Below are 21333 nucleotides of genomic sequence, written 5' to 3'. Positions count from 1 at the left end.
CGCCTCGCGACGGCGCCCGCCCCGGCGGCGCGCGTCCTGGTGCCGGGCGTCCGACGCCCAACGCCCCGCCCGCCACGCCTGAGGTTCAGCGCGCCACCCGCCAGGCCCCGCGGCCCGGCGGCGGCGACACCATCGCCCGTCGTGACGATGAAGAGGATACGCGCCGCAAGGCCAATGCGGCCCCCACCAAGGCCATCTCCCGCGTCAAGGGCGCCCAGCAGCGCCGCGAAGGCCGTCTCACCATCCAGGCCGTGGCCGGGGATGACGAGAGCGCCGTCGAACGCATGCGCTCCCTGGCCTCGGTTCGCCGGGCCCGTGAGCGTGAACGCGAGAAGCGCAAGGGCGGCGGCCAGGAAGCGGCCCGCGCTGCGCGCGAAGTCATCATTCCCGACGTCATCACCGTGGCGGAACTCGCCAACCGCATGGCGACCCGCGGCGTGGAGATCATCAAGTTCCTGATGCGTCAGGGCGTGATGCTGAAGATCAACGACGTCATCGACAACGACACCGCCGAGCTGGTGGCCACCGAGTTCGGCCACACCGTTCGCCGCGTGTCCGAAGCCGACGTCGAAGAAGGCTTCATCGGCGACGAGGATCTCGACGATCACCTCGTGTCGCGACCCCCGGTGGTGGCTGTCATGGGTCACGTCGACCACGGGAAGACCTCCCTGCTCGACGCCCTTCGCTCGGCCGACGTGGCCAAGGGCGAACACGGCGGCATCACCCAGCATATCGGCGCCTATCAGGTGCGCCTGGAAAGCGGCCAAGCGGTCACCTTCCTGGACACCCCCGGCCACGCCGCCTTCTCGGCGATGCGGGCCCGCGGCGCCGACGTCACCGACATCGTCATCCTGGTGGTGGCCGCCGACGACGGCGTTATGCCCCAGACCATCGAGGCCATCCATCACGCCCGGGCGTCCGGCGCGCCGATCATCGTGGCCATCAACAAGATCGACAAGCCCGGCGCCGATCCGCAACGGGTGATCAACGAGCTGCTGCAGCACGAGATCGTCGTGGAAAGCCTGGGCGGCGACACCCAGGCCATCCAGGTCTCGGCGACCCAGAAGCTCGGCCTCGACGACCTGATCGAAGGCATCCTGCTTCAGGCCGAGGTCATGGACCTGAAGGCCAATCCTGACCGCACCGCCGACGGCACGGTCATCGAGGCCAAGCTGGACCGGGGCCGCGGCGCGGTCTCCACCGTGCTGGTCAAGCGTGGCACCCTGAAGCGTGGCGACATCGTCGTGGCCGGCTCCAGCTTCGGCCGGGTTCGCGCCCTCTTCAACGAACGCGACGAGCAGCTTGATGAAGCCGGCCCCTCGGTGCCGGTGGAAATCCTCGGCCTCGACGGCACGCCCTCGCCGGGCGAACCCTTCGCGGTGGTGGAGAACGAGGCCCGCGCCCGCGAGCTGACCGCCTATCGCACCCGCGTGAAGCGTGAAAAGGCCGGTTCGCCGGTCGCCGGCGGCGTCACCATGGCCGACTTCATGGCCAAGCTGCAGGACAAGAAGATCTCCGAGCTGCCGGTCATCATCAAGGCCGACGTGCAAGGGTCCGCCGAGGCCATCGTGTCCTCGCTGGACAAGCTCGGCACCGACGAGGTCCGCGCGCGGATCATCCTGTCGGGCGCCGGCGCCATCAGCGAGAGCGACGTCATGCTGGCCAAGGGGGCGAACTCGCCCATCCTCGGCTTTAACGTCCGCGCCTCCAGCCAGGCCCGCCAGCTCGCCGAGCGTGAGGGCGTGGAGATCCGCTACTATTCGGTGATCTACGACCTGATCGACGACATCAAGGGCGTGCTTTCGGGCATGCTGGCGCCGGAACAGCGCGAAACCTTCCTCGGCAACGCCGAAGTCCTCCAGGTCTTCGACATCACCAAGGTCGGACGCGTCGCCGGTTGCCGCGTCACCGAGGGCACGGTCCGCAAGGGCGCCCGCGTCCGCATCATCCGGGCCGACATCGTGGTCCTCGAACTCGGCACCCTGCAGACGCTCAAGCGCTTCAAGGACGAGGTCAACGAGGTCAACGCCGGCCAGGAGTGCGGGATGTTCTTCCAGGGCTTCCAGGACATCAAGGAAGGCGACACCATCGAGTGCTTCAGCCTCGAAGAGGTCAAGCGCAGCCTCTAGCGGCGCCTGGCCCAGGCCTGAGATTCATCAGAGCCTTCCCGGAAACGGGGAGGCTCTTTTGATGTCCGGCGCCCCGCTCGCGGCGCGGAAGTTCGCGCAGGCCGGCCAATAGCCCCTCGCCAAGGCCATCAAGACACCCCATTTTTCGCCCACCTGTCAGTGGGCCCAAGCGGAGACGACGATGCGCTTCTTTCTGATGATCGCCTTGGCGATGGGACTTTCGGCCTGCGCCACGGCTCAGCGCCTGGACGCCGCCGGCGACGTTCACGCCCTGCTGGTCTCCATTCGCGACGAGGACCAGGCGGCCTTCGACGCCCATGTCGACCGCGAGGCGCTCAAGCAGGAAATCTCCGCCCGCCTGACCGCCGAGGCCCGCGGTCCCAAGGTCGACAAGGGTTGGCAGGCCCTGGGCGCCATGCTGGCCCCGGCCCTGGCCGACATCGCCGGCGACGCCCTGGTCCAGCCTCAGGTGTTCCACAAGGTGGCGGAGTCCTACGGCTACAAGCCCGGCCAGCCGCTCCCCAGCCGGGTCGCCATCGCCGGCTCGCTCAAGACCATGGACGACGGCCGGGTGTGCGCCACCAAGTCCAAGGACGGCCCCTGTGTGCTGATCTTCCGCCAGGACAACGGCGTCTGGAAGCTGTCGGGCTTCGAGGGCGAGATTTCCAGCCTGCGCATCAAGCTCTAGCGGGTTAGGCTCCCGCCAAAGGGTGGGGGAACGCCATGGGCTACGAAGCCGCGCTGAGCGATTACGAGACGTTCGAGTTCGACGACGGCCATCGCAAGCGCGACGTCTACCGGCGCGGCTCCGGCCCTGCGGTCATCATCATCCATGAGATGCCGGGCCTGCACCCGCTGGTGATCGCCTTCGCTGACCGGGTGGCGGCAGCGGGCATGACCGTCTACTGCCCCAGCCTGTTCGGCGATCCGGGCCGCCCTGTCAGCCCAGGCTACGCGCTCTCCACCATCGCCTGGACGATCTGCATCCGACGCGAATTCAACGCCTGGGCCACCGACAAGTCGAGCCCCATCGTCGACTGGCTGCGCGCCCTGGCCCGTAAGGCCCACGCCGACTGCGGCGGCAAGGGGGTGGGCGCCGTGGGCATGTGCTTCACCGGCAACTTCGCCCTGGCCATGATGACCGAGCCGGCCGTTGTGGCGCCGGTCCTGTCCCAGCCGTCCCTGCCGCTGGCCGGCAAGAACCCCAAGCGAGGGGCGGGGATCGGCGTCTCGGCCAAGGAGATCGCCTGCGCCCGGCAGCGGTTCGAGGACGAGGACCTGTCGATGATCGGCCTGCGCTTCACCAGCGACACCTTCGTCCCCGACGCCAGGTTCGAGACCTTCCGCCGAGAGTTCGGCGACCGCTTCGAGGCCATCGAGCTGTCGGACGCCGACGCCGCCCCGGCCCAGATGGCGCCGCACTCGGTCCTGACCCTGCACCTGAAGGAGGACGGCCCCACCAAGGCCGCCGAGCAGCGGGTGATCGCCTTCTTCAAGGACCGGACCGGGGCCTAGGGGTGGACTTGAGCCCGCGGGACCACTAGAAGCGCCGGCTTCCCTGAGCCCCACGTCCGATCCGTGGGCCAGGCCCTAGAAGGTAGAGCCATGAAACGTCCCGGAAAGCCCGCCGGCCCGAGCCAGCGCCAACTGCGCGCCGGCGAACTCACCCGACATGCCCTGGTGGAGGTGATGCGCGAGCACGAAATCCAGGACCCGGACCTGGCCGGTGTGCCCATCACGGTCACCCAGGTGCGTATGAGCCCGGACCTGCGCCACGCCATCTGCTTCGTCGAGCCCCTGGGGGGCCAGAAGTACTCGGTGGTGGTGGACGCGCTGAACCGCCACGCCAAGTTCCTGCGTGGCTGCCTGGGCCGCGCCATCGAGATGAAGTTCACGCCCGACCTGAAGTTCGTCCACGACGAGACCTTCAACGAGGCCAGCCGCATCAACGCGCTGTTTGATGATCCCAAGGTCGCCCAGGACCTCGCCGCCGATCCCTCCGACCAGGACTGATTTTCCAACATGGCGCGACGCAAGAAGGGCGATCCGGTCTCGGGCTGGATCTGCCTCGACAAGCCCTATGACCTGACCTCCACCAGCGCGGTCGGCCGTGTGCGCCGGCTGTTCAACGCCCAGAAAGCGGGTCACGCCGGCACCCTGGACCCCCTGGCCACCGGCATCCTGCCCATCGCGCTCGGGGAAGCCACCAAGACCGTCCCCTTCCTGATGGACGCCGACAAGACCTACCGCTTCATCATCGAGTGGGGCCGCACCACCGCCAGCTTTGACCGCGAGGGTGTGACCACGGCCACCTCCGACGTGCGGCCTACCGTGGCGCAGGTGGAAGAGAAGCTTCCGGCCTTCGTGGGCGAGATCTCCCAGGTCCCGCCGATCTTCTCGGCCATCAAGGTGGACGGCGAGCGGGCCTATGACCTGGCCCGCGCCGGCCATGAGGTGGAGCTTGCGGCCCGCATCGTCACCATCCATTCCGCCCGCGTGGTGGAGGCTCCTGATCCCGACCATGTCGAGATCGAGGTCAGCTGCGGCAAGGGCACCTATGTGCGCGCCATCGTGCGGGATCTGGCGGAAATGCTGGGAGCCTGCGCCCATGTCAGCGCGCTTCGCCGCACCCGGGTCGGGGCCTTCTCCGAAGACCGGGCGATAACACTGGAATTGCTTGAGGATTTGGGGCATAAGCCCGGCCATCTGGACGCATTGCTTCCGGTCGAGACCGCCCTGGACGACATCCCGGAGCTGGCCGTGACCGCCGAAGACGCTTTCAGACTTAAGCAGGGACGGCCCATCGTTCTCGTTCCCCGACAGGTTGAAGCCCTGAAAGCCCAGCTCACCCTGGGTTCTCGAACCGTTTCAGTGCTGTCGGAGGGGATGATGGTGGCGCTCTGCGAGATGCGCGCAGGCAAGCTCGAGCCATCGCGAGTCTTTCATCTGACCAAGAGCGGAGACTGACCGATGTCGATTACGATTGAACGTAAGGCCGAGCTTATCAAGACCCACGGCCGCTCCGAAGCGGACACGGGTGGCGCTGAAGTGCAGGTCTCGATCCTCACGGAGCGGATCGCGAACCTGACCGAGCACTTCAAGGCTCACAAGAAAGACAACCACTCGCGCCGGGGCCTTCTGAAGATGGTTTCCCAGCGCCGCCGACTTCTCGACCACCTGAAGAGCACCGACACCGGTCGCTATCAGGCCATCATCGAGAAGCTGGGTCTGCGCCGCTAGGACACCAAGTCCAGCCCCCGCGAAAGCGGGGGCTTTGCGTATCAGGCTCCATGATTTCCCGCTTCCTCCGCGACAGGCCGGAGGATCAAAAGCGGTCCGGGCCGCCCCTTTCGGTGGGCGCCCAAACACGCCGAGGGTTCCACAGTGATCCTCACCCCCGCCTGTTTGACTGGAGAGGATCTCGGGAACCCCCCGCCCTGTCCGCCCCCGCCGGGAATGCGCCCGCGGGATGAGAAAGAAGCAAAATGTTCGATATCAAACGCAAGACCATCGAGTGGGGCGGCAAGACGCTGACCCTGGAAACCGGCCGCATGGCCCGCCAGGCCGACGGCGCCGTTCTCGCCACCTACGGTGAGACCATGGTGCTGGCCACCGCGGTCTACGCCAAGAGCGCCAAGCCGGGTCAGGACTTCTTCCCGCTGACCGTGAACTACCAGGAGAAGTTCTACGCCGCGGGCAAGATCCCGGGCTCCTTCCCCCGCCGCGAGGGCGCGCCCAGCCAAAAGGAAACCCTCACCAGCCGCCTGATCGACCGTCCGATCCGCCCGCTGTTCGTCAAGGGCTTCAAGAATGAAGTCCAGGTGGTCTGCACCGTGCTGGCCCACGACCTGGAAAACGATCCCGACATCGTCGCCCTGGTGGCCGCCTCGGCCGCCCTGGTGATCTCCGGCGCCCCCTTCATGGGCCCGATCGGCGCGGCCCGCGTGGGCTACGTCAACGGCGAATACATCCTGAACCCGACTCTCGACGAGATGAAGGAATCGGCGATGGACCTCGTGGTCGCCTCGACCAACGAAGCCGTCATGATGGTTGAGTCCGAGATCCAGGAGCTCAGCGAAGACGAAGTGCTGAAAGGCGTCATGTTCGCCCACGCCGGCATCCAGCCGGTGATCGACGCGATCATCGAACTGGCCGAGCACTCCGCCAAGGAGCCCTTCGACTTCACCCCCGACGACACCGACGCCATCAAGGCCGAAGTGAAGAAGCTGATCGGCAAGGACCTGGCCGCCGCCTACAAGATCGTGGCCAAGGGCGAACGCCAGGACGCGGTCGGCAAGGCCAAGGCCAAGGCGACGGAAAAGTTCGGCAAGTCCGACACCAACCCCGCCGGCATCGGCCCCGACAAGCTCGGCGGCGTGTTCAAGGAACTCGAAGCCGACGTCGTGCGTCGCAACATCCTCGACACCGGCATCCGCATCGACGGCCGCACCGTCGACAAGGTCCGCCAGATCGTCTCGGAAGTGGGCGTCCTGCCCCGCGCCCACGGTTCGGCCCTGTTCACCCGCGGTGAAACCCAGGCCCTGGTCGTGGCCACCCTGGGCACCGGCGACGACGAGCAGCTGATCGACGCCCTGGAAGGCAAGTACTACGAGAAGTTCATGCTGCACTACAATTTCCCCCCCTTCTCGGTGGGTGAAACTGGCCGCATGGGCGCCCCTGGCCGCCGCGAAGTCGGCCACGGCAAGCTCGCCTGGCGCGCCATCCGGCCGATGCTGCCCAAGCAGGAAGACTTCCCCTACACCATCCGTCTGGTCTCCGAGATCACTGAGTCCAACGGCTCGTCCTCGATGGCCTCGGTCTGCGGCTCCTCGCTGGCCCTGATGGATGCGGGTGTGCCCCTGAAGAAGCCGGTCTCCGGCATCGCCATGGGCCTGATCCTGGAATCGGACGGCTTCGCGGTCCTGTCGGACATCCTGGGTGACGAAGACCACCTGGGCGACATGGACTTCAAGGTCGCCGGCACCGAGGACGGCATCACCTCCCTGCAGATGGACATCAAGATCGCCGGCATCACCGAAGCGATCATGAAGCAGGCGCTGGAACAGGCGAAGGGTGGCCGCAAGCACATCCTCGCCGAGATGGCCAAGGCCATGGAAGCCCCGCGTCAGGAACTCGGCGAGTTCGCCCCGAAGATCGAGACCATGAAGGTCCCGGTCGACAAGATCCGTGAAGTCATCGGGTCGGGCGGCAAGGTCATCCGCGAAATCGTGGAAAAGACCGGCGCCAAGGTGGACATCGAGGACGACGGCACCATCAAGGTCTCGGCCTCCGACCAGTCCAAGATCGACGCCGCCAAGGAATGGATCCGCTCCATCGCCTCGGAGCCCGAGCTGAACGCCATCTACACCGGCAAGGTCGTGAAGATCGTCGACTTCGGCGCCTTCGTGAACTTCTTCGGCGCCAAGGACGGCCTGGTGCACGTCAGCCAGATCTCCAGCGACCGCGTCGCCAAGGTCTCCGACGTCCTGACCGAGGGCCAGACCGTGAAGGTCAAGCTCCTGGGCTTCGACGATCGCGGCAAGACCCGCCTGTCCATGAAGGTCGTCGACCAGGAAACCGGCGAAGACCTCTCGGCCAAGCAGGGCGAAGACGCGTAAGCGCCTAAGTCTCTGAGACATCGAAGGGGCGGCCGCAGCGATGCGGCCGCCCCTTTTTGTTTGGGCGTAGTTCGGCCGCTTCCCCGTAGGCGGCCAGAGGTCAGCGCCTCCTCTCCCACTTGTGGGAGAGGGTAGGGTGAGGGCGCTTTCTGAAATTCCGTTGTCACTCCGGGGCCGCGACGCGCAGCCTTGCTGCGCGCCCCCTCACCCTACCCCCTCCCCCTGAACGGGGAGAGGAGATGCTTTCCCCAAAGCGAAAGGCCCGCCGGGGTGGCGGGCCTTCGTTTCAACCTGGAATTTGGCTGAAGTCTAGCTGCGCAGCTTGCGCAGCAGGGTGTCGAGATCGCGCGCCAACACGGGATCGTCCGCCTTCAGGGCCTCGATGCGGCGCACGGCGTGCAGGACGGTGGTGTGGTCGCGGCCGCCGAACCGGCGGCCGATGTCGGGCAGGGAGCGGGTGGTGATCTGCTTGGCGATCCACATGGCCGCCTGGCGCGGGCGGGCCACGGCGCGGGCCCGGCGCTCGGAGATCATGTCGGCCTGCTTGAGGCCGTAGTGCTCAGCCACGGCCTTCTGGATCTGGTCCACCGTCACCCGTTTCTCGGTGCAGGAGAGGTTGGGGCGCAGGATGGCCTGGGCCTCGTCCAGGGACAGGCGGGCGACCTCGCCGCCCACCCGGGCCACCAGGGTGTTCAAGGCCCCCTCCAGCTCGCGCACGCTGTCGGTGAAGCGGTCGGCGAGGAATTCCAGCACCTCGGCCTTGGCCGAGGGGACAAAGCGCCCCTGGCCGGCCAGGGTGGCCAGCTTACGTTCCAGGATGCCCAGACGCAGGGTGCGGTCGGCGGGCTCGATACCGCAGACCAGGCCGGCCTGCAGGTGGCTGCGCAGGCGCGGCTCCATTTCCGACAGCTCGGCCGGCGAGCGGTCGGCGGTCATCACCACCCGGCGGCCGTCCTCGATGAGCGCCATCAGGGTGTGGAACAGCTCCTCCTGGGTGGAGGTCTTGCCGGCCACGAACTGCACGTCGTCGATCAGCAGCAGATCGGCGTTGCGCAGCTCCTCCTTGAAGGCCGCGGTCTGGCGGTCCTGCACGGCCTTGACGAAGGTGGAGGTGAAGCGCTCGGCGGTCAGATAGACCACGCGCTTGCCCGGCGCCGTCCGCATGGCCTCCCAGGCCATGGCGTTCAGCAGGTGGGTCTTCCCGAAGCCGTAGGGGCCGTGGAAGAGCACGGGATTGAAGTGGCCGTCGGCCCAGGAGGCGACCCGGCGGGCGACCGCGAAGGCGAACTCGTTGGCGGGGCCGGCGACGAAGGTGTCGAAGGAGAAGCGCTCCTGCAGGCCCTGCTGACGCGCCGCCCGGGGCGCGGTCAGGTCGACCTCGATTTCGATGACATTGCCGGTGAGACCGGTTTCCGCACGCGCGACGGCCACAGCCGCCACGGGGGACGCAGCCGTGACCATGGGCGAGGCCGGAGCGGCCTGGTCGAATTCCATGCGGGACTTCAGGTCCAGGGCGCGGCCCATCGGATCGTTCTGCGCCCACAGTTCGCCGATCCTGCGCCAGGCATGGCGGCGAATCCAGTCCCGCGCCACGCCGGTGGCGGCCACCAGGCACACATCCTCACCGCGCTCGCGCAGGGCGGCCTGGCCGAGCCAGGAGCCAAAGGTGGCTTCACCCAGCTCGCGCTTCAGCGCCACGCAAGTCTTCGTCCAGACGGCGCCAGCCGTCGCCTCGGCCATCTCGCCCGCAATGCCCCCGGTCGTCATCGTCATCACCAACCATCACCTGCCCGCCCGGTCTGAGGCCCCGCGCCTTACCGGATCTTTGTTCAACAAACACAAGTTCTTAGCCGGCGAGAAGGTAGACTCCTCCCGCCGCTGATTTTCATCCGAGATGGGATGGAAGAACGCGCTTAAGACCTGAACACTAGTCAGGGAGCCGGGGGGGTCAACGCAGATTCTTCGCAGCTCAAGTCGATATTTTCGTTGACTCAAATCGACCCCTCGCGCGGCAAGGGAATCCTGATTTCGACCCTCCGTTAACTGAGAAGATTCGTCGCAGGGGCGTGAATGAAATGCTGCAGCGCACGAAAACACCCGCCGGTCTTTCGACCAGCGGGTGCGTCAGAATAGCGAGTTATTTCAGCTAGATAGCTGCCGGGCTATACGCCCGGCGCCGCGACCTTAGGCAGCGGCCATCTTCTTGAGCTGAGCGGCCAAGCGGGACACTTTCCGCGAGCCGGTGTTCTTGTGCACGACGCCCTTGGTGACGGCGCGCATCAGCTCCGACTGGGCCTCGACGAAGGCGGCCTTGGCGGCGGCCGCGTCGCCCGAGGTCAGGGCCTCTTCAAACTTGCGCAGATAGGTCCGCACGCGCGAGCGGCGGGCCTTGTTGACTTCGGTGCGGCGTTCGATCTTGCGAACGGCCTTCTTGGCGCCAGGCGTATTGGCCATGCTTCAGCTCTCAAAACGGCTCGCGCCCGAACCTGCGCTCGGGCGGGTAAATTGGAGGCGCGGATATACGGGAAGGTTCCTTGCGGGTCAATGCGGCTCGGACGCTATTCCGCAGCTTGCGTGAATCGCCGCCAGGCCGGGTGCGCGCCCACCAGGTCGGCCATCTGCTGATAGCCGGCCGCGCCCGGATGGGCGCCGTCCCAGGCTGCGGCCTCGGCCTGCCACAGGCCGCCGGCCATCAGGGGCTGGAAGACGTCGATGAAGGGGACCTGCAGCCGGGCGCACAGGGCCAGCAGGGCGGCGTTGAGGGCCTCGGCGCGGGCGCAGACCCCAGGATCGACCACCGGGGGCGGCCCGACCATCAGCACCGGCGCCAGGGCGCGTGCCGCCGTCAGCATGGCGCGCGCGTTCTTCAGGGTCTGGGCGACAGCCACCCTGGGGCCCCCGGCCACCAGATGGCTGTCGTTGCAGCCGAAGGAGAAGACAATCCGCATGGGCTCATAGTCCACCAGCCGCAGCCGCGCCTCGGCCTCCCATCGGGCCAACAGCTGGTCGGAGGCCTCGCGCCGGATGCCCATATTATAGAGGCTGATCTCGCGGCGGCCGGCGATCGCCCGCCCCACCCAGCCCAGATGGTCGGGATCCCCGGCCCCGACCACGAAGCTCTCTCCGAAGGCGATCAGCCGCATCTCAACACCGCTCATCCCGGCGCAGGCCGGGACCCAGATTCATCACCGGGCCTCCAGAACCAGACCCGTTCGTGCCGTTCGTGTGGTTCGTGGTTCCAAATCTCATGACGGTGCGGCCCTGCAGGCCCCTCAAAGGGTCCACGAACCACACGAACCACCCGAACAAGGTGGGCCTACGACCCTTTGAAGGTGGGCTTCCGCTTTTCGACGAAGGCGGCCATGCCCTCCTTCTGGTCGTCGAAGGCGAAGAGCGAGTGGAACAGGCGCCGCTCCAGGGCCACACCGGTGGAGAGCGTGGTCTCATAGGCCGCCTCCACCAGTTCCTTGTTCATCATCACCGCCAGGGGCGACTGGCCGGCGATCTTGGCGGCGGCCGCCATGGCCTCCTCGATCAACTTGTCGGGGGCCACGACGCGGGACACCAGGCCCGAGCGCTCGGCCTCGGCGGCGTCCATCATCCGGGCGGTCAGGATCATGTCCATGGCCTTGGACTTGCCGACGAAGCGGGTCAGGCGCTGGGTGCCGCCGATGCCGGGCGCGACGCCGAGATTGATCTCCGGCTGGCCGAACTTGGCGGTCTCGGCGGCGATGATGAAGTCGCACAGCATGGCCAGTTCGCAGCCGCCGCCCAAGGCGTATCCCGCCACCGCGGCGATCACCGGCTTGCGGAACTGCTCCATCCGCCGCGCGAAGGCGCCGAAGAAGTCAGCCGCGAACATCTGGGCATAGGTCTTGTCGGCCATCTCCTTGATGTCGGCGCCGGCGGCGAAGGCGCGGTCCGAGCCGGTGAGCACCAGGCAGCGGACGCCGTCGTCGGCCTCGGCGGCGTCCAGGGCGGCGGTCAACTCCGACAGGAGCTGGCTGTTGAGCGCATTCAGCGCCTCGGGCCGGTTCAGCCGGATCAGGGTGACCGCATCCGTGGTCTCGACGATCAGGGTTTCATAGGCCATGGCCGGCTCCTCATAAGGGTGGAGACCCGATTACGGCCCCTCGACGAAATAGCCAAGCGCCCGCAGCCGGGCCGGGACGCCATCGGCGGTCAGCAGGTGGCCGACGCCCACCACCACCACCGTGCGGCCCTTGCCCTTCAGCCTCTGATCCAGGACCCGGGTCCAGGCGGCGTTCCGGTCACTTACCAGACGCGCATAGAGCGCCGGCGAGGCCGTCTTCAGCGGGGCCAGGGCGTCCTTCTCCAGGGCGGCGGTGTCGGCGGCCATCCAGGCGGCCACCAGCCGGTCATAGGCGTCCGGATCGCGGTCCATCTGCGCCAGGCTGTCCTCCAGGGAGGCCAGCTGGGCCGGAACCGGCGCCTCGTCGAACAGGGCGATCTGCTGGGCGGCGGTCTCGAAGGCCATCCGCTGGGCGCTCGCCGGCGCGGTGGCGTTCACCGACTTCTCCACGCCGGAGTCCGTACTGGCGCCAGCGGCGCGGAACTCAGCCCCGGCCAGGGCCACCTCGGCGAACCAGGGCTCCAGCCGGTCCAGGAAGCCTGGGGCGAGGCCGTACTTCTGGCTGGCCCTGACCAGGGCCTGGGCGCCGGTCGGCGAGAGCAGGGCGCTGAGGGTCTGGTTGTTGGGCAGGACCCCCTTGGACGCCGCCAGCCCGGCGATCTCGGTCTCGGTGGCCTGGCCCATGGGCAGCTCAAACCACAGGTCCTCGGCCTGGGTGAGCGCCTGGTCCAGCCTGGGGGGGCGCCAGTCCAGGCCCGGCGGCAGGACGTGCACTGAGCCGAAGATCAGAACCTCGGAATCGGCGTCGCGCACCACCCAGACCGGCGGCTTGGCCAGGGCGGGGCCGGCGAACAGGAACGCCGTCAGGGCGAGCAGGCCAAGCTTGAACATGTGGGGAATCTAGGGGGGAGGAGGAGCCGGCGCCACCATCACGTCATCCCGGCCGAAGCGCAGCGGAGATCCGGGACCCAGGGGCGGCGCGCACCGCCCCTGGGTCCCGGATCGCCTAGCGGCGTCCGGGATGACGGGAAAAGCGCGCTATTTCTGGCAAACGGGGCAGAAGAAGGTCGAGCGTCCCGCCTGGACCTGTCGGGCGATGACGCCGGTGCAGCCGTCATTCAGGCAGGGCTGGCCCTCGCGGCCATAGGCGCGGAAGCGGTGCTGGAAATAGCCCAGGGCCCCGTCGGCCGAGGCATAGTCCCGCAGGGTGGAGCCGCCGGCCTCGATCGCCTCCTCCAGAACCTCGCCGATGATGGTGACCAGGGCCGGCAGTTTCTTCGCCGCGATCGTGCCTGCGGGCTTGAAGGGCGAGATCCGCGCCCGGTTCAGCGCCTCGCACACATATATATTTCCCAGGCCCGCCACCACCCGCTGGTCCAGCAGTAGGGTCTTTGGGCCCTGCTTGCGACCGGCGAAGGCGGCCTTCAGTCCCTGGGCGTTGAAGGCGGGCGACAGCGGTTCGGGGCCGAGACCCGCGAACCAGGGGTGCTCTTCCAGCTTGGCGGTCTCAATGAGCGCCATGTAGCCGAAGCGGCGGGGGTCGTAATAGGTCACCCGGCCGCCAGCCTCGGTGTCGAACACCACGTGGGCGTGCTTGGGGTCGGGGTCCTGGGCGTAGACGAACTCGCCGGGGCGGATCGTCCCCTCGGGCCGGGCGATCTCGAAGCGGCCGCTCATCCCCAGGTGCATCACCAGGGTCTCGCCGCGATCCAGCTCCCCCATCAGATATTTCGCCCGGCGCTCCAGGCGCTGGATCGTCGCCCCGGTCAGGCGCTGGACGAAGCCCTCGGGGAACGGGAAGCGCAGGTCGGCGCGGCGGGCCTCCACGCGGGAGAGCCTCTGGCCCTCCAGCACGGGCGCCAGTCCGCGGCGGACGGTCTCGACCTCGGGAAGTTCAGGCATGACCGTGAAGTGGCATGGGTCGGGCGCGCGCTCAAGGCGGTGGCCGCGAGGCTGGCGCGGGCCGGCCTTGCGGTCTAAGACCCAGGACCATGACAGGACCTGCCGCCACCTTCGGTTTCCGCGACGTGGACCCCGCCGAGAAGCCGCGCCTGGTGCGCGGGGTCTTCGACAAGGTCGCCGGCCGCTACGACCTGATGAACGACCTGATGAGCGCCGGCGTGCACCGGCTCTGGAAGGACGCCACCGCCGCGCGCCTGAACCCGCAGCCGGGCGAGGTGATCATCGACTGCGCCGGGGGCACCGGCGACATGGCCCGGCGCTTCGCCAAGATGGCGCGGGCCGCCCAGCTGCGCCGGGGCGGGGACGACGCGGCCATCCACATCATCGACTACAACGCCGAGATGATCGCCGCCGGCCGCGAACGGGGCGGAGAGCCGGAGATCACCTGGAGCGTCGGCGACGCCCAGCGCCTGCCGCTGCGCGACGCCAGCGCCAACGCCTATGTCATCTCCTTCGGCATCCGCAATGTCACCGACATCTCTGCGGCCCTGCGCGAGGCGCGCAGGGTGTTGAAGCCGGGCGGCCGGTTCCTGTGCCTGGAGTTCTCGCAGCCGGCCACCGAGGCCCTGCGCCGCGCCTACGACGCCTACTCCTTCAAGGTGATCCCGGCCATCGGCGAGCTGGTCGCTAAGGACCGCGCTTCCTACCAGTACCTGGTGGAGAGCATCCGCCGCTTCCCCGACCAGAAAAGCTTCGTGGACCTGATCACCCGGGCGGGCTTCAGCCGGGCCGGCTACACCAACTTCACCGGCGGGGTCGCGGCCCTGCACCATGGTTGGGCTGTCTGATCGGTGGGGACCCTGACGGCCACTTGTCGGCTAATGTCGGCCGGTCTCCTGCTGGCGCGCAACGATGCGCTCCTGCCGCGTGAACTGGACGCTCTCTATCCGCCGGGCTTGAAATTCCTCGCAAATTTGTCGCGCATCGCCGCCGGACCGTCCTCCCGTATCGGCCGCCCCGGCGAACGGCTCGCCAGATCCCTGGAACGGCTGGGCCCGGTGGCCATCAAACTGGGTCAACTTCTCTCCACGAGGGCCGACATCTTCGGCGAGACCTTCGCCCTCGACCTCGCCCGGCTGAAGGACAAGCTCGATCCCTTCCCCACCGACCAGGCCCGCCGCGAGGTGGAGCTGACCCTGGGTCGGCGGCTCGACAGCCTCTATGCCAGCTTCGAACCGCCGGTGGCCGCCGCCTCCCTGGCCCAGGCCCATCCGGCCACCCTGCTGGATGGCCGCAAGGTCGCCGTGAAGGTGCTGCGTCCCGGCATCGCCCTGCGCGTCGCCCAGGACGCTGAGGTCATGGCGCTCGCCGGCCGGCTGGTGGAGCGCTGGAGCCCGGCCGCCCGGCGGCTGGAGCCCCGGGCGCTGGCCGCGACCGTCGTCCGCGCCACCGAGCTGGAGCTGGATCTGCGCCTCGAGGCCGCCGGCGCCGATGAGCTGGCGGGCGTCATGGCCCGCGACGGCTACATGTCGACCCCGAGGATCGTCTGGGAGGGGGTCGGCAAGCGCGTCCTCACCCAGGAATGGGCGCCGGGCGTAGCACTTTCCGACGAGGCGGCCCTGACCCTGCCCGGCCTCGACCGCCAGGCCCTGGCCGACAACCTGATCCGCGCCTTCCTGGCCCAGGCCCTGGACCACGGGGTGTTTCACGCCGACCTGCACGAGGGGAACCTGTTCGTCGCCGCGCCGGACAAGGTCACCGCCGTCGACTTCGGGATCATTGGAAGGCTGGGGGCCCCGGAGCGGCGCTACCTGGCCGAGATCCTCTGGGGCTTCCTGGAGAAGGACTACGACCGGGTCGCCCAGGTCCACTTCGAGGCCGGCTACGTCCCGGCCGCCCACAGCCCGGCGGCCTTCGCCCAGGCCCTGCGGGCGGTGGGCGAGCAGGTGTTCGGCCGACCGGCCAATGAGATTTCCATGAGCCGGGTGTTGATCCAGCTCTTCGAGATCACCGCGCTGTTCGACATGAAGCTGCGGCCCGAGCTGGTGCTGCTGCAGAAGACCATGATGACCGTAGAGGGGGTCGCCCGCCGGATCTGCCCCGAGCACGACATCTGGGCCGCCGCCGATCCGGTGGTGCGGCGCTGGATGCTGCGGGAGCTGTCCCCGGCAGCCAAGGCCAAGCGGTTCGCCGAGGAGGGGCTATCGGCCCTGCGCAACCTGGCGCGCCTGCTGGAAAACCCGCCGCAGCCCGCCGTGGCGGTGGTGGAGGTCGAGGAAGCCCACCCGGCCCGCTGGTTCGCCTTTGGCGCGGTGACCGCGGCGGCGGTCTTCCTGCTGGCGGTCTGGCTGCGCTAGAGCCCTTTCCGATCTGATTAAGCAGTCAGTAAAAAGGGCTCTAATTCAAAAAGTTAGAGCATTTTTCGATCCGATAACCGTTTCACACTTATCGGAAAATGCTCTAGGGCAGCCGGGATCTGGCTTCCCATTCCGCGGGAGTCAGCTCCTCGACACCGCCCTCTCCGAACATGGTGATGCGTCCGGGGCGGAAGAGCGCGGTCTTGCCGATGCTGGGCATCTCGGCCACCTCCACCCGCGCCCGTTCCCCCGCCGTAAGGTAGAGCAGGTCGCCAGGCCCCGTATTGCGGAAGCCGTGCACCACCCCATCGGTGGGGAAGCCCACGAAGTCGCCGGGGCCCACCGCGTGGGCCACCCCGTCGAGGATCATCTCGCCTTCGCCCTCCAGGACGAAGATGAACTCCTCCTCCACGGCGTGGCTGTGGGCGATGAAGCTCTCCTTGCCCGGCGGCAGGCGGATGAGGTTGGTGAGCACCCGCTTCATGCCGGTCTGGTCCCCCAGCGGAACCAATTTCATTTCCGAGGCCGGATTGAACGGATGGCGGCCAGATGGCCGGGACGACCAGTCCAGGTCGCGGGTGCGGACGATGCGCCTATCCATCGTCGCTATTGCGCCGTTCGGAGCGGGCGGTCTCGCGCCGGGCCTCGCGGGCCTTCTGTTCATCCCAATAGGCCGCGCCCTCGTCGGGCTTGAACATGGTGCGCGGGGCGCCGTCCTTGTTGGCCACGGCGAAGACATTGCCCTTGGGGTCGTAGAACAGGGTGTCCCCGTTCGACCGCTTCAGGGTTTGGGTTCCGGCTGGCGGATGGTCGACGAAGGCGTGGGCCTTCTTCACGAAGGCGTCGAGGTCTCTCGCGCCGAAGTCCTCGCCGTTGCGCTCGAAGCTCTTGGCGGCGTTCTCCTGGGCGGTGCCCTGGCGGCTGGCCGACCACATGGGCTTGCCGTCCACCTGGGGCACGGCCTCGTCGCGACGCTCGGCGCGGACGTTCGTGCTCGCGTCGCGCCCATTGTCAGAGGCGGAGGCCGCCGGCGCCGAGGAGTCGGAGGCCTTGCTCGCCACCGCCGAGGGTCGCTCGCAGGCGGCCAGCAAAACCAGCGCGGCGCCCGCGCTGAGCCAAAGTTTGAACCCAGCCATCGTGTTCTCTCCCTGCACGGCCAAGTGAAGCTTGGAACAAATTAAGAACAACTTCCCGGATTTGTCCAGTCGGTCTGTTTGGCCTATGACCGGGGACCATCACCTGGGGGGCGCGAAGCCTTGTCGGAAAAGCGAATTCTCCTAATCGTGGGCGGCGGGATCGCGGCCTACAAGTCCCTGGAACTGGTGCGGCTGCTGCGCAAGGCGGGCGTCGCGGTCCGGCCGATCCTGACGGCCGCCGGCGCCCAGTTCGTCACCCCGCTGAGCCTGTCGGCCCTGTGCGAAGATCGCGTCTATTCCGAGCTCTTCTCGCTGGATGACGAGTCGGAGATGGGGCACATCCAGCTCTCCCGCTCCGCCGACCTGGTGGTGGTGGCGCCGGCCACCGCCGACCTGATGGCCAAGGCGGCGGGCGGCCTGGCGAACGACCTGGCCTCCACCACCCTGCTGGCCACCGACAAGCGGGTGCTGATGGCCCCGGCCATGAACGTGCGCATGTGGAACCACCCAGCCACCCAGCGGAACCGGGCGACCCTGGCCGCTGATGGCGTCGCCTTTGTCGGACCCGACGAGGGGGCCATGGCCTGCGGCGAGTTCGGGCCAGGCCGCCTGGCTGAGCCGCCGGAGATCTTCGCCGCCATCATGAAGGCCCTGGAGGGCCCCGCCGCCAAGCCCCTGGCCGGCAAGCGCGCCATCGTCACGGCCGGCCCCACCGCCGAGCCCATCGATCCGGTCCGGGTGCTCACCAACCGCTCCAGCGGCAAGCAGGGCTTCGCCATCGCCGCCGCCCTGGCCGAACTGGGGTGCGACGTCACCCTGGTGGCCGGGCCCGTGGCCGTGCCCACCCCTCTGGGGGTCCGGCGCGTGGACGTGGAGACGGCCCGCGAGATGCTGGCCGCCTGCGAGGCCGCCCTGCCCGCCGATATCGCCGTCTGCGTGGCGGCGGTCTCCGATTGGCGCCCTGAGGTCGAGGCCGGCTCCAAGATGAAGAAGGGCTCTGAGGGTCCCCCCGCCCTGAAGCTGGTGGAGAACCCCGACATCCTGGCGACGCTGGCCAACGGGTTCCCCCGCCCCAAGCTGGTGGTGGGCTTCGCCGCCGAGACTGACAATGTCGAGGCCTACGCCCAGGCCAAGCTGGCGAAAAAGGGCTGCGACTGGATCGTCGCCAATGACGTCAGCATCGCCGGCACCATGGGGGGCGACGACAATGCGGTTTCCATCGTCACGCCCCAGGGAATCGAGCGATGGGAGCGGACCGCGAAGTCCGACGTCGCCCGCAAGCTGGCGGCGCGCATGGCACAGGAGCTGTCTTGAACCTGCCCATCAAGCGCCTGGCGCATAATTTGGAACTGCCCCTGCCGGCCTATGAGACCGCAGACTCCGCCGGCATGGACCTGCGGGCGGCGGTGCCGAAGGACGAACCGCTGGTGATCTGCCCCGGCGACCGCCACGCCGTGCCGACCGGATTGGCCATGGCGATCCCCCGTGGCTTCGAGGGCCAGGTGCGGCCGCGCTCGGGCCTGGCGCTGAAGTCGGGGATCACCTGCCTGAACACGCCCGGCACCGTGGACTCCGACTATCGCGGCGAGGTGAAGGTCATTCTGATCAACCTCGGCGCAGAAGATTTCACCGTTCGCCGCGGCGACCGCATCGCCCAGATGGTCATCGCGCCGGTGATTCAGGCCTCCGTGGCCGAGGTCAGCGACCTCGACGAGACGGCGCGCGGGACGGGCGGATTCGGGTCGACGGGCGCAACTTAGAAATCCATCGCCGGAGCCACAAAGCCGCGGATGTTCTCGTCGATGGCTTGCGCCACGGCCAGGGTCTTGGCGTCGCCGCCCTGGGGGCCGATCAGCTGGGCGCCGACCGGAAGGCCCGAAGGCGTGTGGCCCGCGGGGACGGTGGTGACCGGCAGGTAGCAGGCGGTCGCCAGGCCGATCCAGTTCAACATGGCACCATAGGGAATGGTCCGGCCGTCCGAGAGCGACAGCCTGCGGCCGTTGAAGGGCTTATGGTTGTGCGGGAAGGCGGGCACCGGGCTGACCGGGGCCAGGATCACGTCGTACTTGGAGAACACGGTCTTGAGCCCGTTGCGCAGGCGGCAGCGGACCTCGTCAGCCTCCAGCCACTCGGCGTGGGTGGCGGTATAGGCCCGCACCTGGGCGAGGGCCGAGCGCTCGTCGGCGCCCAGGGTGACGGCCAGCTTGGAGACGCCGCGCATGGCGGCCATCTGCTTGCGCTGGGCCTCGGGCATGTCCGACCCGATGATCGAGCCCAACAGCACCTGGTAGGCGCCCATCAGCTGGTCGGTGGGGACCGGGCTGGAGATGATCTCGATCTCGGCCCCGGCCTCGGCGAGCTGGGTGACGAAGGCCTCCAGAACGGTGCGGACTTCACCGTCCAGGGGGAAGTCGTCCGCCTCGATCCAGACCCCGATCCGGGTCTTGGTGAGATCGGCCGCCGGGGCTCGGGCGGCCACCGGGCCGTTTGCGATCAGGGACAGCAGTAGGCGCAGGTCGCGGACCGAGCGGGCCATCGGGCCGATGACGTTGAGGTCGCGCTCGGCGTGGGCGCCCGGATGGGGCGGGACGTGGCCGATCTGCGAGACCAGGCCCCAGGTGGGCTTGTGGGAGAAGACGCCGCAGAAGCTGGCCGGCACCCGCAGCGAGCCGCCGATGTCGGAGCCGATCTCCAGGGGGGTGATGCCGGCGGCGAGGGCCGCGGCGGCTCCGCCCGACGAACCGCCGCTGGTGCGCTCGAGGTCCCAGGGGTTGCTGGTGGCGCCGTAGAGGTCGTTGTAGCTCTGCCAGTCCCCGGCCATGACCGGCACATTGGTCTTGCCCCAGATCACCGCCCCGGCCCGCCGCGCCCCGGAGACCGCGTCAGCGTCCTCGCAGATCCGATGGCGAAAGCGGTCCAGGCCCGCCGACGCCGGCATGCCCTGAACGTCCAGGGTGTCTTTCAGGGTCATGGGGAGGCCGGCCAGGGGGCCAAGGGCGCCGTCCTTCACCCGGGTGTCATCGATGGAGCGCGCGCGCTCGAGGGCGTGGGCGAGGTCAGCGTTGACCACGGCGCCCAGGCGTTTGTGCAGCTTTTCATGGCGGCCGAGCGCCAGCTTCAGCAACTCCTCGGAGGAGATGCGCTTGCTCTGCAGGGCGCCGAGCTGGCTCGTGGCGTCCTGGAGGAGGATGTCTTCAGCCATGCGCGTCGTCCCTTACCGGTAAAAAACTCTTCGTTTCAGCCCTTGAGGACGTCCTGCATGTTGTAGGCGCCCTTGGGCTGGCTCCCGACCCACAGGGCGGCCTGGACGGCGCCGCGGGCGAACAGGCCGCGGTCGCGGGCCGAGTGGCTCAGGGTCAGAATCTCGTCCTCGGCCGCGAAGATCACCGAGTGCTCGCCGATGATGTCGCCGCCGCGCAGGACGGAGAAACCGATGTCGCCGGTCTTGCGTGGGCCATGGATGCCGTCGCGGCCCCGGTCGGCCACGTCGTTCAGGTTCACGCCCCGGCCTTCGGCGGCGGCCTCTCCCAGCATCAGGGCGGTGCCCGAGGGTGAGTCGACCTTGCGCCTATGGTGGGCCTCGAAGACTTCGATGTCGTAGTCGCTGGCGGCCAGAGCCTTGGCGGCCTGGGTCACCAGGCTCATCAGCATGTTGACCCCCAGGGAGAAGTTGCGTGCCCGCACGATGGGGATCGCGGCGGCGCAGGCGTCGATGAGGGCGCCGTCCTCATCGGAGATGCCCGTCGCCCCGATCACCAGGGCCGGGCCGCCGCGCTGGGCGCAGTGTTGGGCCAGGGCCACGGAGGCGGCGGGCGTGGTGAAATCGATCACCACGTCACAGGCGGCCAGGGCCTCGTCGCGGCTGACCAGGCCCTGCGCCGTGACGTCTGGCCGGTCGAAGCGGGCGGCCAGGACGACATCGTCGCGGCCCTCCACCACGGCGGCGATCGCCTGTCCCATGCGGCCGAGCGCGCCGGCGATGGCGATGCGGATGGGAGCGGTCAGCGGGGTCTCTCCGGGCGATCTACGGAAGTGCGTACATCGCTTGTCCCGCGTGGGTGAGGGTTGGGTCAAGAACACTTCCCGTCATCCCGGACG

The 21333-nt window shown here is 68.4% G+C and carries 21 protein-coding genes; 11 read left to right on the top strand and 10 right to left on the bottom strand.

What is annotated here, in order from left to right:
* The 7 genes from infB to pnp all read left to right on the top strand — a co-directional run.
* The coding region (gene infB, locus Q8N10_RS00730; RefSeq protein WP_305663841.1) for a translation initiation factor IF-2 at positions 1–2129 on the top strand (2129 nt) is incomplete at its 5' end.
* A gap of 181 nt (positions 2130–2310) precedes the next feature.
* Entirely contained in the window at positions 2311–2817 is a 507-nt protein-coding gene (locus Q8N10_RS00725) for a DUF2939 domain-containing protein (protein ID WP_304780305.1), read from the top strand.
* Between the two features lie 35 nt (positions 2818–2852).
* Positions 2853–3644, top strand: a complete 792-nt coding sequence (locus Q8N10_RS00720) for a dienelactone hydrolase family protein (protein WP_304780303.1) — start codon at positions 2853–2855, stop codon at positions 3642–3644.
* 90 nt (positions 3645–3734) lie between these two features.
* Complete coding sequence (rbfA, locus tag Q8N10_RS00715; protein WP_304780300.1) at positions 3735–4142, top strand: 30S ribosome-binding factor RbfA; 408 nt, start codon at positions 3735–3737, stop codon at positions 4140–4142.
* A 9-nt stretch (positions 4143–4151) separates the two neighbouring features.
* On the top strand, positions 4152–5096 hold the full coding sequence (gene truB / locus Q8N10_RS00710) for a tRNA pseudouridine(55) synthase TruB (protein ID WP_304780297.1): 945 nt from the start codon (positions 4152–4154) through the stop codon (positions 5094–5096).
* Positions 5097–5099: 3 nt separating this feature from the next.
* The gene (gene rpsO, locus Q8N10_RS00705; protein ID WP_304780294.1) at positions 5100–5369 is read left to right on the top strand and encodes a 30S ribosomal protein S15; all 270 of its coding nucleotides are present in this window, start codon (positions 5100–5102) and stop codon (positions 5367–5369) included.
* 245 nt (positions 5370–5614) lie between these two features.
* Entirely contained in the window at positions 5615–7747 is a 2133-nt protein-coding gene (gene pnp / locus Q8N10_RS00700; protein ID WP_304780291.1) for a polyribonucleotide nucleotidyltransferase, read from the top strand.
* Positions 7748–8056: 309 nt separating this feature from the next.
* Here the strand turns inward: pnp and dnaA are convergent, their stop codons facing one another.
* From dnaA to mutM, 6 genes are all read right to left on the bottom strand, one after another.
* Positions 8057–9520: a chromosomal replication initiator protein DnaA gene (gene dnaA / locus Q8N10_RS00695; protein WP_304780289.1), complete on the bottom strand. Its 1464-nt coding sequence runs from the start codon at positions 9518–9520 to the stop codon at positions 8057–8059.
* A 411-nt stretch (positions 9521–9931) separates the two neighbouring features.
* Positions 9932–10201, bottom strand: coding sequence for a 30S ribosomal protein S20 (gene rpsT, locus Q8N10_RS00690; protein ID WP_293497186.1), 270 nt, complete (start codon positions 10199–10201; stop codon positions 9932–9934).
* A 104-nt stretch (positions 10202–10305) separates the two neighbouring features.
* Entirely contained in the window at positions 10306–10890 is a 585-nt protein-coding gene (locus tag Q8N10_RS00685; RefSeq protein WP_304780286.1) for a GDSL-type esterase/lipase family protein, read from the bottom strand.
* A gap of 173 nt (positions 10891–11063) precedes the next feature.
* Positions 11064–11840 carry an enoyl-CoA hydratase gene (locus Q8N10_RS00680; RefSeq protein WP_304780283.1) on the bottom strand — a complete coding sequence of 259 codons (777 nt, stop codon included), beginning with the start codon at positions 11838–11840 and terminating at the stop codon, positions 11064–11066.
* A gap of 30 nt (positions 11841–11870) precedes the next feature.
* Entirely contained in the window at positions 11871–12731 is an 861-nt protein-coding gene (locus Q8N10_RS00675; protein ID WP_304780281.1) for a TraB/GumN family protein, read from the bottom strand.
* Between the two features lie 147 nt (positions 12732–12878).
* Complete coding sequence (mutM, locus tag Q8N10_RS00670) at positions 12879–13742, bottom strand: bifunctional DNA-formamidopyrimidine glycosylase/DNA-(apurinic or apyrimidinic site) lyase (RefSeq protein WP_304780277.1); 864 nt, start codon at positions 13740–13742, stop codon at positions 12879–12881.
* 89 nt (positions 13743–13831) lie between these two features.
* On the opposite strand from mutM, the gene Q8N10_RS00665 reads away from it, so the two are divergent.
* Together Q8N10_RS00665 and ubiB are read left to right on the top strand one after the other, a co-directional pair.
* Positions 13832–14590 carry a class I SAM-dependent methyltransferase gene (locus Q8N10_RS00665; RefSeq protein ID WP_304780274.1) on the top strand — a complete coding sequence of 253 codons (759 nt, stop codon included), beginning with the start codon at positions 13832–13834 and terminating at the stop codon, positions 14588–14590.
* A 3-nt stretch (positions 14591–14593) separates the two neighbouring features.
* Positions 14594–16099, top strand: a complete 1506-nt coding sequence (ubiB, locus tag Q8N10_RS00660; RefSeq protein WP_304780271.1) for a 2-polyprenylphenol 6-hydroxylase — start codon at positions 14594–14596, stop codon at positions 16097–16099.
* Positions 16100–16202: 103 nt separating this feature from the next.
* Here ubiB and Q8N10_RS00655 read toward each other — a convergent pair whose 3' ends face one another.
* Together Q8N10_RS00655 and Q8N10_RS00650 are read right to left on the bottom strand one after the other, a co-directional pair.
* Positions 16203–16700 carry a cupin domain-containing protein gene (locus tag Q8N10_RS00655; RefSeq protein WP_304780267.1) on the bottom strand — a complete coding sequence of 166 codons (498 nt, stop codon included), beginning with the start codon at positions 16698–16700 and terminating at the stop codon, positions 16203–16205.
* Positions 16693–17235, bottom strand: a complete 543-nt coding sequence (locus Q8N10_RS00650; RefSeq protein ID WP_304780264.1) for a hypothetical protein — start codon at positions 17233–17235, stop codon at positions 16693–16695. Before Q8N10_RS00650 ends, Q8N10_RS00655 begins: the two co-directional genes overlap by 8 nt.
* Positions 17236–17355: 120 nt before the next feature.
* Here Q8N10_RS00650 and coaBC point away from each other — a divergent pair, with 120 nt between their 5' ends.
* Positions 17356–18549, top strand: coding sequence for a bifunctional phosphopantothenoylcysteine decarboxylase/phosphopantothenate--cysteine ligase CoaBC (coaBC, locus tag Q8N10_RS00645; RefSeq protein WP_304780262.1), 1194 nt, complete (start codon positions 17356–17358; stop codon positions 18547–18549).
* The gene (dut, locus tag Q8N10_RS00640; protein ID WP_370690220.1) at positions 18480–18995 is read left to right on the top strand and encodes a dUTP diphosphatase; all 516 of its coding nucleotides are present in this window, start codon (positions 18480–18482) and stop codon (positions 18993–18995) included. Before coaBC ends, dut begins: the two co-directional genes overlap by 70 nt.
* Here the strand turns inward: dut and Q8N10_RS00635 are convergent.
* Both Q8N10_RS00635 and dapB read right to left on the bottom strand, forming a co-directional pair.
* Positions 18992–20437 carry an amidase family protein gene (locus Q8N10_RS00635; protein WP_304780256.1) on the bottom strand — a complete coding sequence of 482 codons (1446 nt, stop codon included), beginning with the start codon at positions 20435–20437 and terminating at the stop codon, positions 18992–18994. The genes dut and Q8N10_RS00635 overlap by 4 nt on opposite strands.
* Before the next feature lie 35 nt (positions 20438–20472).
* On the bottom strand, positions 20473–21240 hold the full coding sequence (gene dapB, locus Q8N10_RS00630; protein WP_304780753.1) for a 4-hydroxy-tetrahydrodipicolinate reductase: 768 nt from the start codon (positions 21238–21240) through the stop codon (positions 20473–20475).
* Positions 21241–21333: the final 93 nt, after the last annotated feature.

The sequence above is a fragment of the Phenylobacterium sp. genome, from assembly GCF_030693625.1.
GTDB lineage: Bacteria > Pseudomonadota > Alphaproteobacteria > Caulobacterales > Caulobacteraceae > Phenylobacterium > Phenylobacterium ferrooxidans.
Note: the sequence above shows the minus strand (reverse complement) of the source record. Positions and strands in the feature narration are given on the sequence as shown.

Coding starts and splice junctions, on each gene's coding strand:
- Q8N10_RS00720 (WP_304780303.1), top strand. CDS start 2,853: ATGGGCTACGAAGCCGCGCTGAGCGATTACGAGACGTTCGAGTTCGAC.
- pnp (WP_304780291.1), top strand. CDS start 5,615: ATGTTCGATATCAAACGCAAGACCATCGAGTGGGGCGGCAAGACGCTG.
- dut (WP_370690220.1), top strand. CDS start 18,480: ATGGGAGCGGACCGCGAAGTCCGACGTCGCCCGCAAGCTGGCGGCGCG.
- Q8N10_RS00650 (WP_304780264.1), bottom strand. CDS start 17,235: ATGGCTGGGTTCAAACTTTGGCTCAGCGCGGGCGCCGCGCTGGTTTTG.
- Q8N10_RS00680 (WP_304780283.1), bottom strand. CDS start 11,840: ATGGCCTATGAAACCCTGATCGTCGAGACCACGGATGCGGTCACCCTG.
- Q8N10_RS00665 (WP_304780274.1), top strand. CDS start 13,832: ATGACAGGACCTGCCGCCACCTTCGGTTTCCGCGACGTGGACCCCGCC.
- truB (WP_304780297.1), top strand. CDS start 4,152: ATGGCGCGACGCAAGAAGGGCGATCCGGTCTCGGGCTGGATCTGCCTC.
- mutM (WP_304780277.1), bottom strand. CDS start 13,742: ATGCCTGAACTTCCCGAGGTCGAGACCGTCCGCCGCGGACTGGCGCCC.
- Q8N10_RS00685 (WP_304780286.1), bottom strand. CDS start 10,890: ATGCGGCTGATCGCCTTCGGAGAGAGCTTCGTGGTCGGGGCCGGGGAT.
- Q8N10_RS00725 (WP_304780305.1), top strand. CDS start 2,311: ATGCGCTTCTTTCTGATGATCGCCTTGGCGATGGGACTTTCGGCCTGC.
- rbfA (WP_304780300.1), top strand. CDS start 3,735: ATGAAACGTCCCGGAAAGCCCGCCGGCCCGAGCCAGCGCCAACTGCGC.
- rpsT (WP_293497186.1), bottom strand. CDS start 10,201: ATGGCCAATACGCCTGGCGCCAAGAAGGCCGTTCGCAAGATCGAACGC.
- rpsO (WP_304780294.1), top strand. CDS start 5,100: ATGTCGATTACGATTGAACGTAAGGCCGAGCTTATCAAGACCCACGGC.
- dnaA (WP_304780289.1), bottom strand. CDS start 9,520: ATGACGATGACGACCGGGGGCATTGCGGGCGAGATGGCCGAGGCGACG.
- Q8N10_RS00675 (WP_304780281.1), bottom strand. CDS start 12,731: ATGTTCAAGCTTGGCCTGCTCGCCCTGACGGCGTTCCTGTTCGCCGGC.
- Q8N10_RS00635 (WP_304780256.1), bottom strand. CDS start 20,437: ATGGCTGAAGACATCCTCCTCCAGGACGCCACGAGCCAGCTCGGCGCC.
- Q8N10_RS00655 (WP_304780267.1), bottom strand. CDS start 16,700: ATGGATAGGCGCATCGTCCGCACCCGCGACCTGGACTGGTCGTCCCGG.